At 69.7% G+C, this 15,219-nt stretch carries 15 protein-coding genes and 1 pseudogene; 6 read left to right on the plus strand and 10 right to left on the minus strand.

Going from position 1 to position 15,219, the window contains the following annotated elements:
• Window positions 1-6: 6 nt before the first annotated feature.
• The 4 genes and pseudogenes from ABGB17_RS14625 to ABGB17_RS14640 all read right to left on the minus strand — a co-directional run bounded on the left by ABGB17_RS14625 (window position 7) and on the right by ABGB17_RS14640 (window position 4,507).
• Window positions 7-948 carry a transcriptional regulator gene (locus tag ABGB17_RS14625; protein WP_347629670.1) on the minus strand — a complete coding sequence of 314 codons (942 nt, stop codon included), beginning with the start codon at window positions 946-948 and terminating at the stop codon, window positions 7-9.
• A 165-nt stretch (window positions 949-1,113) separates the two neighbouring features.
• A pseudogene (locus tag ABGB17_RS14630) lies at window positions 1,114-1,398 on the minus strand (helix-turn-helix transcriptional regulator); the annotation flags it as partial.
• Between the two features lie 840 nt (window positions 1,399-2,238).
• On the minus strand, window positions 2,239-3,174 hold the full coding sequence (locus tag ABGB17_RS14635) for an HNH endonuclease (protein WP_347629548.1): 936 nt from the start codon (window positions 3,172-3,174) through the stop codon (window positions 2,239-2,241).
• Window positions 3,175-3,769: 595 nt separating this feature from the next.
• Window positions 3,770-4,507: an alpha/beta hydrolase gene (locus ABGB17_RS14640; RefSeq protein WP_347629550.1), complete on the minus strand. Its 738-nt coding sequence runs from the start codon at window positions 4,505-4,507 to the stop codon at window positions 3,770-3,772.
• 281 nt (window positions 4,508-4,788) lie between these two features.
• Between ABGB17_RS14640 and ABGB17_RS14645 the strand changes: the two genes are divergently transcribed.
• From ABGB17_RS14645 to ABGB17_RS14655, 3 genes are all read left to right on the plus strand, one after another.
• A complete protein-coding gene (locus ABGB17_RS14645; protein ID WP_347629552.1) occupies window positions 4,789-5,439 on the plus strand; it encodes a GntR family transcriptional regulator in 651 nt (216 codons plus the stop codon).
• 1 nt (window position 5,440) lies between these two features.
• A complete protein-coding gene (locus ABGB17_RS14650; RefSeq protein ID WP_347629554.1) occupies window positions 5,441-6,463 on the plus strand; it encodes a 1-aminocyclopropane-1-carboxylate deaminase in 1,023 nt (340 codons plus the stop codon).
• A gap of 405 nt (window positions 6,464-6,868) precedes the next feature.
• Window positions 6,869-7,105: a hypothetical protein gene (locus ABGB17_RS14655; RefSeq protein ID WP_347629556.1), complete on the plus strand. Its 237-nt coding sequence runs from the start codon at window positions 6,869-6,871 to the stop codon at window positions 7,103-7,105.
• A 208-nt stretch (window positions 7,106-7,313) separates the two neighbouring features.
• Here ABGB17_RS14655 and ABGB17_RS14660 read toward each other — a convergent pair whose 3' ends face one another.
• The gene (locus tag ABGB17_RS14660) at window positions 7,314-7,709 is read right to left on the minus strand and encodes a helix-turn-helix domain-containing protein (RefSeq protein ID WP_347629558.1); all 396 of its coding nucleotides are present in this window, start codon (window positions 7,707-7,709) and stop codon (window positions 7,314-7,316) included.
• Between the two features lie 101 nt (window positions 7,710-7,810).
• On the opposite strand from ABGB17_RS14660, the gene ABGB17_RS14665 reads away from it, so the two are divergent.
• Entirely contained in the window at window positions 7,811-8,653 is an 843-nt protein-coding gene (locus ABGB17_RS14665) for an NAD(P)H-binding protein (RefSeq protein ID WP_347629560.1), read from the plus strand.
• 114 nt (window positions 8,654-8,767) lie between these two features.
• Here the strand turns inward: ABGB17_RS14665 and ABGB17_RS14670 are convergent, their stop codons facing one another.
• The gene (locus tag ABGB17_RS14670; protein ID WP_347629562.1) at window positions 8,768-9,133 is read right to left on the minus strand and encodes a ClpX C4-type zinc finger protein; all 366 of its coding nucleotides are present in this window, start codon (window positions 9,131-9,133) and stop codon (window positions 8,768-8,770) included.
• 91 nt (window positions 9,134-9,224) lie between these two features.
• Here ABGB17_RS14670 and ABGB17_RS14675 point away from each other — a divergent pair, with 91 nt between their 5' ends.
• Window positions 9,225-9,545: a MazG nucleotide pyrophosphohydrolase domain-containing protein gene (locus tag ABGB17_RS14675; protein WP_347629564.1), complete on the plus strand. Its 321-nt coding sequence runs from the start codon at window positions 9,225-9,227 to the stop codon at window positions 9,543-9,545.
• A gap of 9 nt (window positions 9,546-9,554) precedes the next feature.
• Here the strand turns inward: ABGB17_RS14675 and ABGB17_RS14680 are convergent, their stop codons facing one another.
• A complete protein-coding gene (locus tag ABGB17_RS14680) occupies window positions 9,555-10,922 on the minus strand; it encodes a pyridoxal-dependent decarboxylase (protein WP_347629566.1) in 1,368 nt (455 codons plus the stop codon).
• Window positions 10,923-11,166: 244 nt separating this feature from the next.
• Here ABGB17_RS14680 and ABGB17_RS14685 point away from each other — a divergent pair, with 244 nt between their 5' ends.
• Window positions 11,167-12,426, plus strand: coding sequence for a hypothetical protein (locus ABGB17_RS14685; RefSeq protein ID WP_347629568.1), 1,260 nt, complete (start codon window positions 11,167-11,169; stop codon window positions 12,424-12,426).
• A 38-nt stretch (window positions 12,427-12,464) separates the two neighbouring features.
• Here ABGB17_RS14685 and ABGB17_RS14690 read toward each other — a convergent pair whose 3' ends face one another.
• The 3 genes from ABGB17_RS14690 to ABGB17_RS14700 all read right to left on the minus strand — a co-directional run bounded on the left by ABGB17_RS14690 (window position 12,465) and on the right by ABGB17_RS14700 (window position 15,189).
• The gene (locus tag ABGB17_RS14690; protein WP_347629571.1) at window positions 12,465-13,607 is read right to left on the minus strand and encodes a cellulose binding domain-containing protein; all 1,143 of its coding nucleotides are present in this window, start codon (window positions 13,605-13,607) and stop codon (window positions 12,465-12,467) included.
• 557 nt (window positions 13,608-14,164) lie between these two features.
• Window positions 14,165-14,887: a helix-turn-helix domain-containing protein gene (locus tag ABGB17_RS14695; protein ID WP_347629573.1), complete on the minus strand. Its 723-nt coding sequence runs from the start codon at window positions 14,885-14,887 to the stop codon at window positions 14,165-14,167.
• Window positions 14,842-15,189 carry an SPW repeat protein gene (locus tag ABGB17_RS14700; RefSeq protein ID WP_347629575.1) on the minus strand — a complete coding sequence of 116 codons (348 nt, stop codon included), beginning with the start codon at window positions 15,187-15,189 and terminating at the stop codon, window positions 14,842-14,844. The genes ABGB17_RS14695 and ABGB17_RS14700 overlap by 46 nt, the downstream gene beginning before the upstream one ends.
• Between the last annotated feature and the right edge of the window lie 30 nt (window positions 15,190-15,219).

Below are 15,219 nucleotides of genomic sequence, written 5' to 3' on the forward strand. Positions count from 1 at the left end.
TCCCTACTACGGAGTGACGAGGCGTAGAGCGGTGGCAAGGTCGGGGGACAAGGCGCGTACCTCCGCGTTGCGCGAGTGGCGGCCGAGTACGCGGGTCAGGTGGCGTAGGTCGATGGCGATGGTGGCGGAGTTCACGGTGACGGCGTCGCCGAGGAGGCCGCGGATCAGGTGGCACGCGTGGTCGATCTCGCCGGCGGCGGCGTAAGCGAGGGCCCGGCGGACTCCGTAGCGGACCCGGGTGCGGAGGGCTTGGGGGGAGATGTTCGCGAGTTCCCGGTCGAGGATCGGTGCGGCCTCGGCGGGACGTCCGAGGTCGTACAGGCACCAGCCGGTGATCATGGCGACCGGGTCGGTGAGGTTGGACGTGCCGATGACCGGCTCGTCGGAGTCGGATGCCGAGCGCGCCAGCAAGGACCTGGCACGATCCAGGCTGCGCATGCACGCCGCGTGGTCCCCGCCGATGGCGTGTCCCTGGGCTTCGCGTTGAGCGGCGAGGCCGAGGACGCGCTGCGGTACGGCTTCGGCCTGCGCCTGCCTGGCCAGCCCGACGGTCTGTTCGGGATCCCCCCGGTAGAGCGTGACGAGGGCTCTCCTGACCAACCCGTACGCCGCCAGGTGGTGGTCTCCGCCGGCGGCGGCCAGGTCCACGGCCTGCCGTGTCCACCACAGCGCCCCCCGTTCGTCGCCGGACTCCTGGACCAGCCATCCCACGTACTCGGCGTAGCGCGAGCCGAGCCTGAAAAGGGCTTGGCGGATGGAGGGATGCGCGGTGGCGGCGACCTCCTTGAGTGTGTGCGTCTGCGCGATGAGCGCCGGTAGCACGACGGTGGGTCTCGTGACCTGTCCGAGCTGCCGGTACCGGTCGAACAGGAAACGGGACGCTTTCAGCAACTCGACGCCTTCGGACCGCGATCCGGCCGTGGTTCCTCCGATGCTGGTGTATGCCATGGACACCGCCCCTGCGGCGAGGACCTGTCTCCGGCCTATCGGCTGGAACCAGCTCTGTCCGTCCCCGGACAACCGCATCAGCCACACCTCCTCGTCGGTGTCGTCTGGCTCTTCCGGTTCAGCCGTGCCGGAAGGTGTCCGAGGCACGAGCCGAGCCAGACGGCCCTGAGCGTTGAGCACGGCATCACAGATACCGGCCAGCTCGTGGCTGGGAGCCTTGAGCCCGCGTTCCACTTTGCTGAGCTGAGCCTTGCTGTAATGCACCTTTTTGGATAATTCGGTCAGAGAGAGATCGGATTCAATTCTCAGTCTCCGAAGCTCCTGTCCGAAAAGGATCAGCTGCCGCACGACGTGGACCTCCGTCACTTCATCGCCGAGCAGCCGACGTCGCAAGAATGCGCCACGGCGAGCTACCCGGGCAAGGCCGATGCCGGTGTTTCCCGTTTCCACTTTTCCAGGCCGCCTGGGACGTCGCCACAGGCAAGCCTCGATTGGTTTTTCGAGAGGAGTTCTCAGCTCTCGGGATTATGAGCAGCCCGCAATGAGGTATTCAGTGAGAACCGCACCGGTTCGCCGAGGACGGTGACCGCGCAGAGTGGCTGATGGAGGCATTCCACGTGGCGGGGATGAGACGCTCCTGGAAGTGGACGAAGCTGGGTGGCGCGGTGTGGTAGCGGGCTCACCGACCGCGTCCGGCCTTCGTCACCAAGTGTCTCGGCGGCCCTCCGGTCGGTGCGTGATCACGGTACGGATGTCGAAGGACACAACCACGATCCTGGCCGATGACCTCACCCACACACCTCGCCGGCGGCGCCGTACCGAGGGGCGGGTTCCCGGATCGCGGATCGCGGATCGCGAGACAGAGTTCCAGCCGAATGACGAGCCGCAGCAATATATCGCGGCTCTGAGCTCGCGAAATACGCTCCGGAAGGTGCCATATGAGGCCATGCTGCGCCTTGCCGACGCCCGTCTCGTCATGGCCCGTCCTGGCCGTTCTACCACCGTCAGCACGCTCGCCGCGTGTGACGTCCGCGACGCGCGTGATGTGGTCGCCGCGATGCACGAGGTGCCCGTGGCTGCCAACCGGTCCCTCGCCACCGTGCTCGACCAGTTCACCCCGTACTGCGCCGTGCGGACGGCTGCGGTTCTCCACACTCGGGCGGACGCGACTCGATCGCCAGGCATGACGAACTCATCCGCCTGTGCGCCGCAGGCGACGCGGAGCAAGCGGCATCGGTCGTCTTCGTCACCTGGCGTTCTCTCCTGGCCACAGAGGACGAGCGGTACGGCTCAAGAGGAGAGGAACACCTCGCTGAGGTGCCATTCGAGACCTTCCTGGCTAGGACGGTCCAGGCGCGCCTCCGGTACGCCGATGGGTTGCCCGGCCCGCTGGTAGAACTCCTCGCCGTTGCCGAACTCGTCACGTAACCGTGGGCTGACCCGGAGACGGTAGGCGGGGTCCACCGTGAGGTACCCACGGTCGAACAGGGTGTGCACGTCCGAGCGAAGCAGTAGTCCGTTGTCCAGCCGATGCTGGCCGCCAGCCGAGAGAGGACGGATGTGTGCGGCCTGCAGCACGGGGCGGATCTTGTCACCGGTGACCGCGCATTTCCTGTTGTAGGCACGTAGGACGACGGCCTGGAAGGACTGCTGGCCGAGCCGGCGAGGGGCAAGTCGCGGATCGCCGTAGACGGGGCCGTCGCGGTGCCAGGGCTGGGAGAGATCGACTTCGACGGGGGCCCCGAGCAGGCGTAAGAGGAGATCTTGGAAGTAGTCGGCGCGGGGGTGGACGGCCAGGTCGTACCCCTTGCCTTGCACGATGTTCGACGCGAAGTCCGGCGGAGGCCCGGCGGAGTCGTCGAGCGGAAAGAAACGCGTGTCGCGGACGAAAACGCATCCGATCACCGGGTCCTCACCGGAGGCGATCGGCTGGCTGCGATACCTGCCGATCCGTAGGCGCATCTCATCCAGGTCGGCCATGCCGTTGGCCTGACCGAAGAACTCCCAGGCTTCCGACACGCGAAGCTGCACGAAGCCGCTGTAGAACCCGCCACCGACGACACGGTTCTGCGGATGGTGGCTTTTGAAGAAGAACGGTTCACCAGGGCTGAGAACGCGGAACTCGCGGTCCCCGGACGGCCGCCAGAAGTTCACTTCCGTCAACTCGGGACGAGCCGCCAGGAAGCGGTACCACTCACCGTCTGTCACCCCGACGTAGGCCTTCATGGCGGGCATTATCCATCGCACTGATCGTCCTTGTCAGTCGGCACGGAAACTCGCCTCGCTTAAGTCATCTGCGGAGCCGGAAAGAGGACGTGAGCATGCCGCCGACCGCAGTCGAAAGGTCGTGGATCAGGAAGACCCCCTGCCAAGAGCGGTGTCGATGTCGGTGCCGTCCCAGCCTGATTCGGTTCTCCAGATCACGGAGACGCTGTAGGTCTTTCTGCACGACCTCTGCGGCCCACTGGTGTTGCGGAGGCTCCGGCGGCACGAGGAACAGGTCGTCCCCGTTCACCGATCGCCTGTTCCACGTCCAGTATTCGTTGCGCGCCTTCCCGTGGGCGCTGGAATGTGTTGCCGTGCTCTGCGAGTACCTCGTACACGCTGCGGCCGCCTGTTGTGTCACAGATGATGTCGGCGAACGGTGAGGTGGACGAGGGGTGCAGGCGTGCTAGACACAACTCTCCGCGACCGTGGGTCGTGGAAAGGACGTTCGCCTGGCTGGGGCGCTACCGACTCGGAAAGCGTGATCTACGCCGCAACCTGCATGCTGCTCCTACACCGCCCCACAGCACTACGACCCTGACTTCTCAGACACCCTCTAGTCGGCTCGCCACATCACGGCGCGTGCGGCTTCGGCGATCAGGCCGGCGACGGCGTGCGGCTGGGAGACGGTGACGGCGTGGGAGGAGTCGATCTCGATGGCGGCGGATCCGGCGCGCCGGGCCATGAAGCGCATCGACTCCGCCGGGATGGCCAGATCCCGGGTGGTGATCATGGTCCAGGACGGGATGGTCGTCCATGCCGCCCGGGTGGCGGTGTCCTGCAGCGCGGACGCCGCGATCGGCCGCTGCGTGGCCGCCATCAGCGCGGCGACATCCGGGTCGACGTCGGCGGCGAAGACCGCGTGGAACCTGTCCTGCCGGATGTAGAGGTCGGAGCCCGAGCCGCCGCCGGGAAGGGGGAACGGCACAGGGGCGAGGGCGGGGCCGAGCTCGCCTCCGGGGAACCTGGCGGCCAGTTCGGCGGTGCTCTCACCGGCCTTCAGGGCGAAACTGGCGATGTAGACGAGCGCCACGACGCCGTCGGCACCGTCGGCGGCCTCGCTCATCACCGACCCGCCGTAGGAGTGGCCGGCGACCACGACAGGGCCCGACTGCGCGTCCAGGACGCTGCGCAGGTAGGCGGCGTCCTCCCGCAGCCCGCGCAGCGGGTTGGCGACGGCGACGACCGCATGGCCGCGATGCCGGAGGTCGGCGATCACGCCGTTCCAGGACGAGGAATCGGCGAACGCGCCGTGGACCAGAACGATGGTGGGGGTCGCCGGCTTCACGGACATGGGGGCAGTGGAGTACATCGGATACGGCCTTTCGGTGGCCGGACGGCTCAAGCCGCCCGGACTCGTGCCCGCGGACCTGGCCCCGCGGCGACGATCGACGTTGGCCCCGCGGCGGCCGACGTGGGCCTGCGGTGGCGGTCAACAGAGGGTCCGGTCGCGGCCGCCGTGTCGTGCCGCCCGCGATGCCCGGACACCGGTATGCAATATATTGCCGGGCAAGTATGCGGTCAAGAGGACGTCTGAGCTTGCGAAATACCGAAGCGTAGGGTGCAATATATTGCATGCCCATCCCTCGGAACACACCGGTGATCGACCGGCACCTGCTCCGCGACAGCGTCTACCACCACCTGCGCGACGCCATCGTCCGCGGCGTGTTCGCCCCCGGTGAGCAGTTGCGTGACATGGAGCTCGCGGCCTGGCTCGGCGTCAGCCGCACCCCGGTACGCGAGGCGATGTTGCGGCTGGCCGACGCCGGCCTCGTCGAGGCCCGGCCGGGCCGGTCCACGACCGTCAGCTCGCTGGCCCTGCGCGACGTCCGCGACGCGCGCGACGTGGTCGCCGCGATGCACGAGGTGGCCGTGCGAGAGGCGGTGGCGAGCCTCACCCAGGCAGATCTGGACGCCATGCGCGCCGCGAACCGCCGCTTCCGTACCGCGGTCGAGCGAGGCGACGTCGAGGAGGCCCTGCGCGCCGACGACGACCTCCACGCCGTCCCGGTGACCGTCGCCGCGAACCGGGCGCTGGCCACCGTCCTCGACCAGTTCACCCCCGTGCTGCGCCGCGCGGAACGGCTCCGCTTCTCCACCCTCGGCGGACGCGCCTCGATCGTCCGCCACGACGAGCTCATCCGCCTCTGCGCCGCCGGAGACGCCGAGAAGGCCGCGGCCGTCGCCTTCGACACCTGGCGATCCCTGCCGGCCACAGAGGAGTGACGTGGCCCTCACCGACTTCCCCCGCCACCGGCTGCTCTACGGCCCGAGCCCGGTCCACCCGCTGCCGCGCCTGACCGCCCACCTCGGCGGCGCGTCGATCTGGGCCAAACGCGAGGACTGCAACGCCGGCCTCGCCTACGGCGGCAACAAGACCCGCAAGCTGGAGTACATCGTCCCCGACGCGCTGGCCCAAGGCGCCGACACCTTGGTGTCGATCGGCGGCTACCAGTCCAACCACACCCGCCAGGTCGCCGCCGTCGCCGCCTCCCTCGGCCTGAAGGCGGTCCTGGTGCAGGAGAACTGGGTCGACTGGCCCGACTGCGTCAACGACCGCGTCGGCAACATCATGCTGAGCCGCATCATGGGCGCCGAGGTCCGCCTGGACCCGGCCGGCTTCGGCATAGGCTTGAAGGAGTCCTGGACCCGCGCCATCGAAGACGTCAAGCAGCGCGGCGGCACCCCGTACCCCATCCCCGCAGGCGCCTCCGACCACCCCCTCGGCGGCCTCGGCTTCGCCGACTGGGCCTACGAACTGGAACGCCAGGAACGCGACCTCGGCGTCTTCTTCGACACCATCGTCGTCTGCTCGGTCACCGGCTCCACCCAGGCCGGCATGATCGCCGGCTTCGCGGCCCTGGAGGAAGTCGGCGGCCGTCCCCGCCGGGTCCTCGGCATCGACGCCAGCGCCAAGATCGACGAAGCCCGGGACCAGATCACCCGCATCGCCACCGCCACCGCCGGCCTCATCGGCGTCCGGCGTCCCCTGCGCGCCGACGAGATCAACGTTCTTCCCGGCTGGGCCGGCGACCGCTACGGGATCCCCGTCGCCTCCACCCTCGACGCCATCCGCCTCACCGGCCGCCTCGAAGGGATGATCATCGACCCTGTCTACGAGGGCAAATCCATGGCCGGACTGATCGACCTCGTCACCAGCGGCGAGATCCCCAGCACCTCAACCGTGCTCTACGCGCATCTCGGCGGCCAACCGGCCCTCAACGCCTACAGCGGCCTGTTCTCCCGCTGACCCCACAGCCGGCCTGCTCACGCGGTCCGTACAGGCGTCGTTTGCCCACGCATTTCGGCGGGTCGGAGGCGTGAGGCAGGAGGCGTGGTGGGGCGTGGTGTGGACCGGGCTCTGGAGTCGCGTTCCCTGCACGCAAAGGCAAGAGCTTGGCGCGCTCCGTCAAGTCGTACCGTGGGCCCTTTGTCATTCTCGGTGGCAGGTCACGCACGACGTCAACGACATGGACGGGAGGTAGAAATGCATCATGCACAGTCCGGAGGCAGTCTCCTGCGTCGGGTCATCATTACCTTCATCGCAGTTCTGGCCGCTCTCACCGCTGTCCCGGTAGCCTCGACCGCTGCTCGGGCAGCCGAACCGAGTTGCACAAGCCCCAGCCATTCCGTGAACGCGGAGGGGTCGGGAATCATGCTGGGCACCTACAACCTCAAGGTCGCGCCCTACTCTCATTGCGGCAATGTCATGAGCGTGGCTCAGGGGAGCGAGATCTACTACCACTGCTTCTTTTTCAACGACTACGACAAGTGGTGGGTATATGGCCGCGTGAAGGGAACCTCCACCTACGGCTGGATGTCCTGGGACAACCTCCGTGACACCTACCTCGATGACAACGGCGACGGCTACTACGATGACAGGGACTGCTAGCCAGTAGTACGCGGCCGCCGGGACCGCACCGCAGAGAGCGAGCATCAGCCCCGGGTCGTGTGGGTGGACAACACTTCTGCGTAACGGAGAGAAATGCCCTCAGGCCGGTTGGCCTGAGGGTTCTCCGCTGCTCGGGGGTTGATGCTCCCTGCCTGTTTGGCTCAAGGAGTCACCGCCCGGAGATGGACGTCTCCGACGCTGACCCCGGTCACCTGGAGGCGCGTGCCGCCTCCGCGTCGTCGTAGCGCCGGCGGGCCCGTTCGACGTGGCCGAGGTTGGCGTCGGCCCAGTCGGCGAGGTGTGCGAAGAGGGGGCCGAGGCTGCGGCCGAGCTCGCTGATCTCGTACTCGACGCGCGGGGGGACCTCGGGGTGGTAGGTGCGGGTGATCAGGCCGTCGCGTTCGAGCTGGCGCAGGCGCTGGGTGAGGACCTTGGGGGTGATGTTGGTGATGCGCCGCTCCAGCTCGACGAACCGCTGGCGGCCGAAGGTGTGGAGGGACCAGAGGATCGGTGTGGTCCAGCGGCTGAACACCATGTCGACGACGGGGGAGACCGGACAGGCCAGCTCGGGGTCGGTCGTGGCTTCGAACACCGGTCTGGTCATCGTGCACCCCTGCTGGTCAGTCACTTTCTTCTAGGTACCTACTATACCGAGGCTGTTAGCGTCGCCGTCGTCGCGAAAGAGCACAACATGAGGAGTCGATCATGATCGTGGTGACGGGTGCGACGGGGAACGTCGGCCGGCCGTTGGTGCGGGCCCTGGCCGAGGCGGGGGAGCGGGTGACGGCGGTGTCGCGGAAGGCCCCGGTGGATCTGCCGCACGGGACCAGGCACGTACAGGCCGACCTCGCCGAGCCGGAGAGCCTGCGGCCGGCCTTCGACGGCGCCGGCGTCCTGTTCCTGCACGACGGCGGTGCCGGTGGTCACGGCCTCGCCCCGAGGGCCATCGTGGACGTGGCGAAGGCCGCCGGGGTACGGCGAGTGGTGCTGCTCTCGTCGCAAGGCGTGGCGACCAGGCCGGAGTCACCCTCGCACGGCGGCGTCATGCGGGCCGTCGAGGACGCGGTACGTGAGTCCGGCCTGACCTGGACGATCCTGCGTCCCGGCGCCTTCGCGTCCAACGCCTTCGCCTGGACCGAGTCGATACGCGCCGAGCGCACGGTCGCCGCGCCGTACGGCGACGTCGGCCTCCCCCTGATCGATCCGGCCGACATCGCCGAGGTCGCCGCCGCGGCCCTGCGCAAGGACGAGCACACCGGTCACGTCTACGAGCTGACCGGCCCCGCCGTCGTCACCCCCCGTGAGCAGGCCGATGCGATCGGCGCGGCCCTCGGCGAGCCCGTACGGTTCGTGGAACTGACCCGCGCCGAGGCGTACGCGCGGATGGCGGCGTTCATGCCGGAGCCGGTCGTCGAGACCTCACTGGCCGTCCTCGGCGAGCCGAACGCAGCCGAGCTGCGCGTCAGCCCGGATGTCGAACACGTCCTCGGCCGCGCACCTCGCGGCTTCGCCGAGTGGGCCCGCCGCAACGCCGTGGCGTTCCGGTAGAGGGTCGCCGCCGACCGGGGTGCGGGTGGCCGAGGGCGGGGACGGCCGGAGGCCGGCGAACTTCTCGGGCCGCTTCCGTCAGATGACGAGGTTCGCGGCGAGGGGACGGGGATCTCACTCCTCGCCGGAGAACCGTTCCCACGCGCTCTGCCGGGTCATGCCGAGCGCCTCGCCGATCTTGGCCCAGGTCACGCCGCGACGCCGCAGCTCCTGGACCCACGAGCGCAGGTCCGTCTCGACCTGGTCGGCCACGGCGGCGACGCGGGGGATGTGGTCGAGCATCTGCTCGTCGGTCAGCGACTCCCACGTCGGCAGGCGCGGGTCGGCCGTCTTGTCGCGGTGCTCGCCGATGACGGCGCCGGCCAGGTCGACGCACTGGTCGCAGATGTAGACCCCGGGCCCCGCGACGAGTTTGCCGACCTCGCCACGGTGCTTGCTGCAGAACGAGCAACGCAGGTCTTCGACACTGCCGGTGGCCATGCCACGCCTCCTTGTCAGGTTACTCCTGACGGCAGGGTAGCCGCGTCAGGGGTAACCTGACAACCCCGCAAGTCGTCTCACAGGGAACGCCATGCAGCCACTGCCGGGCACGCCACGGACCCTGGGTGAGATCCAGACGTACGTCGCGGCCGTGGAGGAGACCTGGGGGTTCGCCGACTGCACGATCCTGGAGCAGACGCTGAAGCTCGCCGAGGAGACGGGGGGAGTGTGCAAGGCCGTACGCAAGCACCTGGCCCTGCCGATGGACCCCGGCAGTACGGCCGGGGCCCTCGGGGACGAGCTCGCCGACGTCCTGATCTTCCTCGCTTCGATCGCCAACCGCGCCGGCGTCGACCTGGCGGACGCGCTGCGTGCGAAGGAGAAGGTGAACGCGACGCGCGTCTGGACCTGACGCGGGGGCTCAGCCGGCGAGGCGGGTGATGGCGGTGACGGAGCGGTCGACGTCCGCCTCGGTGGTGGTGGCGTTGGAGACGGAGATGCGCATGTAACGGCGGCCCCGCCAGGTGGTGGCGCCGGTCCAGCAGGTGCCGTCGGCCTGGACGGCCCTCACCACGTGGTCGGTGCGGGTGTCGTCGCCGAAGCCGACGAGAACCTGGTTGAGGACGACCTCGTTGGCGATCTCGAAGCCCGCGGCGGAGAGGCCGGTGGCGAAGCGGCGGGCGAGTGCGCAGCAGCGGTCGACCAAGGCCGTGACGCCGTCGCGGCCGAGTTCGCGCAACGCGGCCCAGACGGCGAAGCCGCGGGCCCGGCGGGAGGACTCGGGGGTGAGGGCGGCTCCGGCCGGTGTGCCGCCGGAGCCGGCCAGGTACGCGGCGGTGTAGGACATCGCCGCGGCGTGGGCGGCGGGATGCGCGCAGAACGCGAAGGCCGAGTCGTACGGCACGTTGAGCCACTTGTGGCCGTCGCAGGCCCATGAGTCGGCCAGGTCCACGCCGTCCACCAGGTGGCGGGTGGCGGGGGCGGCGGCGGCCCACAGGCCGAAGGCGCCGTCCACGTGGACCCATCCGCCGTGCCGGTGGGCCAGGTCGGCCGCCTCTCGGAGGGGGTCGCAGGCGCCGGTGTTCACGTTGCCTGCCTGGAGGCACACGATGAGAGGGCCGGGGGAGCCGGCGCGCAGCACCTCGCGCAGGGAACCCGGGTCCATGGCGCCGTCAGGTCGCGCGGCTACGGGCTCCACGACGTCGGATCCGAAGCCGAGCAGGCGCAGGGAGCGGTCGATGGTCGCGTGCCGTTCCTCGCCGGCGACGACGCGGACGGCCGGTGCTGCGTGCAGGCCGCGTCGTTCCACGTCCCAGCCGGCGTCGGCCAGCACCTGGTGCCTGGCGGCTGCCAGGCCGACGGTGTTGGCGGCCTGGCAGCCGGTGACGAAACCGGTCGACGCGGACGGCGGGATGCCGAGCAGTTCCTTCAGCCAGGCTCCCGCGGCGGTCTCGGCGGCGATGGCGGCGGGGGAGGAGACGGCGGTGGTGGCGAACTGGTCCCACGCGGTGGCGAGCATGTCGGCCGCGGTGGCCGCCGGGGTGGCGCCGCCGGCCACGAAGCCGAAGTACCGAGGGCCGGCGCTGGCGACCAGGCCGGGCTCGGCGGCGCCGATCAGATCGGCCAGCACCTGCTCCGGTGGCGAGGGGGCGGAGGGCAACGGGCCGGAGAACGCGGTGTCCAGCGCGTCCTGGTCGACCGGCACCGCGACCGGCCGGTCGGGCAACGACCGCCGGTAGCCGGCCGCGTGGTCGGCGGCCAGGCGGAACAAATGACTCAGGTCTTCCATCACTCCACCTTATCTGCATGGAGTTCGCAATTATCTATAAATGCGGGCTAGACCGACAATTAGTATCAATTTACGGCGAGCTGGCTGGGGTGGGATATCACATCGATATGCCGATATCAAATGCTCTTTTTGCTCATAGAGGGGACTGTTGGGAAGGGCCCAACCTCTGTCCGATGCCGGGCACACGCCCCTAAGGTGTACCGGGAACATTTGGCGGCAGCATTCCTCCGGCTTTGGGGAGACAATGGTAGACATCAAGAACGTCGTCATCCTTGGCGACAGCATGTCCGACATCGGGAACAAGTGGTTATGGCCCACCGGTGAGCTGGGCCGGCTCTTCCGGGCGATGCGCGTGAACGAGACGGGCCGGTTCAGTGACGGGAAGAACTGGACCGACTTTCTCGTCGAGTGGGCGACCGGCGAGACGCTCATGTGGGGGAACCGGGACCTGGCGATCAGTAAGTCCACGAACTATCGCACCCTCACGGGGTATTCCGTGCTCGGGGTGGAGTCGTGGGACAAGCCGGTCGAGCCGAAGCCGCCGTTGGACCTGGAGGCGTACCTCAAGGCGATGAAGGCGCCGCCCAAGGAGACCAAGGCCCTGCCGGAGATCAGGTACGTCAACTACGCCATGGGAGGGGCGATCGTCACCAACGACTGGTCGCCCAAGTTCGGGGCTCTCACCTACCTCCGGGGGCAGGTGGAGGACTACCTCGCGCAGCGCAGGCACATGTCGGGGGCGTTCACCGGGGAGACGCTGCACGTCATCTGGGTCGGGCTCAACGACTTCGTCACGGTGGTGCGGCCCGACTACGACCCTTCGAACAAGAACCTGCCGTCCACGGCGGACTTCGGGGCGTGGTTGTCGTGGAGCCAGACGTATCCGAAGGAACTCGCGAACGGCGTCGGGGTCTTCCCGGCCGTGGCGGAGATCCGGTCCCTGGTCGAGCTGATCAACTCCAGTTTCCCCGGGGAGCAGGACAGCCACCACTTCATGGTGGTCGACCTGCCCAGCGTTTACAACGCCATCCGCTTCATGGAGGGCCTGGGCGACCCCCAGTGGATCCCCCAGGCCAAAGCGATCGAGCCCGTCATCCGGCGCTACAACGAGATGCTGGCGAGCCTCGTGCACAAGTGGCCGGCCGGTGACCATGCGCCGGACCCGGCTCGGGTCCACCTCGTGCGGATGAGCGCGTGGATGGACTACGTCAGCGAGAACCTGGAGACGTGGAAGTTGTCCAAGCAGGCGCAGGACAAGGGGGTGCGGCCCTTCTACACGCCGGGCCTCCCGCCGACGCCGAAACAGGACCCGGTGACGCCGGACATGCGGCGGCGCATCACGACCAGTGACCTCGCGCACCCGACCGAGGCGGTGTACGGCGTCATCGCCCGGTACTTCGTGACCCAGGTGGTGGACAGCGGATACACCTTGGGCAGGCTCGACAAGGGCACCTGGCGCGCGCACGCGCCCTTCGGCGGCCTGCCCTTCACGGTGCCGGACTGAGCGCCCTCCCGCCGGACGTCAGGGGGCGTCTCGCGCGGTCACCCCACCGCGCAGGCGCCCCCGTTCAGCGTGAATGACGCGGGAGACGGGTTGTTCCCCGTGTGCGTCCCGGTGAAGCCGACCCGTAGGGACTGGCCGGGCGCGATGGTCCTGTTCCAGGAGGCGTTGGCGGCGGTGACGGTTGCGGCGGACTGGGTCCAGGTGGCGGACCAGCCGATGGTCAGGTGCTGGGTGGTGGTGGGGAAGTCGAAGGCGAGGCGCCATCCGTCCACGGGAGTGGTTCCGGTGTTCTTGAGGGTGATGTCGGCGGTGAAGCCGCTCGCCCAGCTCCTCGCGTTGTAGGTGATCGCGCAGGTCACCGGGGCCGGTGTGGGGGTGGAGGTGGAGGCCGTCCAGGTGGCGGCGTTGGAGGGGGTGCTCAGGTTGCCGACGTCGTCGCGGGCGACCACCTGGAACGTGTAGGACGACTCGGTGCCGAGGCGCACCAGGGTGCGGGGGAGTGTGCTGTCTCCCGCGCGGGTCCAATCCGTCGAGGAGCGGACGAAGGGCACCCAGACGGTCGTGGGGGTCTGGTCGCGGTACGACCACAGCAGGGTGACGTAGCCGGGGCCGGGGCCACCGCCCACGCGCAGGTCCCAGGGGGCGGAGGGGTTGGACGGGCCGGGGGTCGGGCTGGGCTGCGGGGGTTCCCGCATGGCCCTTTGCTGGACCAGGAGGCTCGGCTTGCTCCTGTTGCCGGCGGCATCCACCGCGACGACGTAGAACAGGTAGGCGCGGCCGGGCGTCAGGCCGTGGACGTCGGCGTTGACATGGGTGCTGAACGTGTTGACGTACGCCTGGACGGGCTCGAAGGCGGTGGTCGCCGGGGATGTGTACGACCAGGCGAAGATCTCGTACCCGGTGACCGCGACGTCGTCGGTCGACGGGGTCCAGGTGAGGCCGGCCACGCCGTTCAGGTAGACGTTCCGGGGGCTCAGGCCGACGGGCTCACTGGGCGGCGTGGTGTCGGCGGCACCCGCACCGGCGCCCGCCGCGGCGAGGACGGCCGGGGCGGCAGGGGCGGGGACGGCGCCTGAGGCGGGTGTCAGGCCGGAGCCCAGGGCGAGCACGGCGGCGGTGGCCGCGCAGAAGCCGAGCAGGAGGCCGCGCAGGGCGGCTCCGCGGGGACGGGTGTAGGACATGAGGCGCCTCTTTCGTCGGGCGGTTCTCGTCGGGCGGTCAGGATCCCGGCGGGCTCGGCCGTGGTGCGTGGGGAGGAGCGGATGCCGCCGGGCGCGCCGACGACGGCAGAGGGCCGGCCGCCCGGCTCTGGGCCAGGCATATGTTCGTGACCGGTCGTCGCATCGACTCCCCCGAATGGAACGGCTGAATGTCCCGTCTGTCAGGGATCATGCGCCGGATGGGCCACGTGGGCCAGCGCCCGCGGGCCAGCAGGTCCTCGCCGACTGGTCAGCGTGGCACGCCGTCGCGGGGACGGTGAAAGTTGCACACGCGGCCCGCTGCCGACCCCGGCCGGAGCGGGGTCGACGCCGCCCGTCCGGGGGGTTCGCGGGCGCCGGCCGGTGATCGGCGCGGTCCCGGTGTTCCTGGGTCAGGGCGCGGTCTTGACTGTCCACGCACGGTGATGACGATGCGCGCACATCGCACCTTGGGGAACCTGTGCCGGCCGGGAGACACGCGAGCCCCACCCGGCGGGGCGAGGTGCGCGGTGCCGGCGGTTCCGGCGCCGGTCCGGTGTTCAGGTCAGGGCGCGGGCGATGAGGTCGGCGACCATGTCGGGGTCGATGTGGTGGCCGGTGAGGGTGCAGAGATTCTCCTGGTAGAGGAGGACGGCGGCGAAGGTGGCGGCGGCGGCCTCCAGGCGGGCGGCGTCGCCGCGGCTGCCGGGGAGGGTGAGTTCCAGGGCGAAACCGGCGCGGCGGATGATCTCGGCGTTGAGGTGGCGGAGGCGGTCGCGCACCAGGCCGTGGGTGTCGGCCTCGCGGAACAGGATGCGCCGCATCGCGGGGGAGGCCCGCAGCGGGACGCGCCGGGCCAGGCGGGCCAGGGTGCCCGCCGGGTCGCCGGGGACGGCGTCCACCGGCCCGTCGCCGAGCTCCTCGATGCCGGTCCGCTCGTGGATGAGCGCCACGAGCAGGTCGATCTTGCGGGGGAAGTAGTGGAAGACCAGCCCTTTCGGCACCCCCGCCCGCTTGGCGATCTCCGCTGTGGCCGTGGCGTCGTACCCGCCGCCCGCGAACAACTCCTCGGCGGCGTCGAGGATGCGCGTGCGCGCGTCGGTACCGCCACCGGGGTCGCCGGAGCCGCCGGAGCCGCCGCCGTGGGCAGTGGTGGTCTCGGAGGAGGTGGCGTCGTCCTCGGCGGCGTCGGTCCCGGGTCGCCCGCGGGCGGCCCGGGACCGCGCGGCGGGTTCTGTCACACGCGCGTCGGGGTCCCGGCGCGGGTCTGGAGGGCCGTCCACAGCCCGACGATAACGGTCACGGCCCCGGTGAGCCACGCCGTCCAGGCCGCCGCGGCGGTGCCGTCGAACCCGAACGCCCAGGGCGACACCACGAGCAGCGCCCCGAACGCGGCGGTGACCCAGGAGCTCGCGCCGCCCGCCCCGAGCAGTCCCCAGAGGCCGGAGACCAGCAACAGCGTGCCGAGCACCAGCAGAGGCTGGGTGGCTTCGCCGGCGTCACCCGCCCAGAAGAACGCCGCGAGCACCGCCACCAGCCCCGCGACGAACGCGACGACGTCCGCCAAAGACTTGGTGAGATCCATCAGATACCCCTCCCAACACATCGAAGGTGT

The organism is Sphaerisporangium sp. B11E5, from assembly GCF_039871875.1.
GTDB lineage: Bacteria > Actinomycetota > Actinomycetes > Streptosporangiales > Streptosporangiaceae > Sphaerisporangium.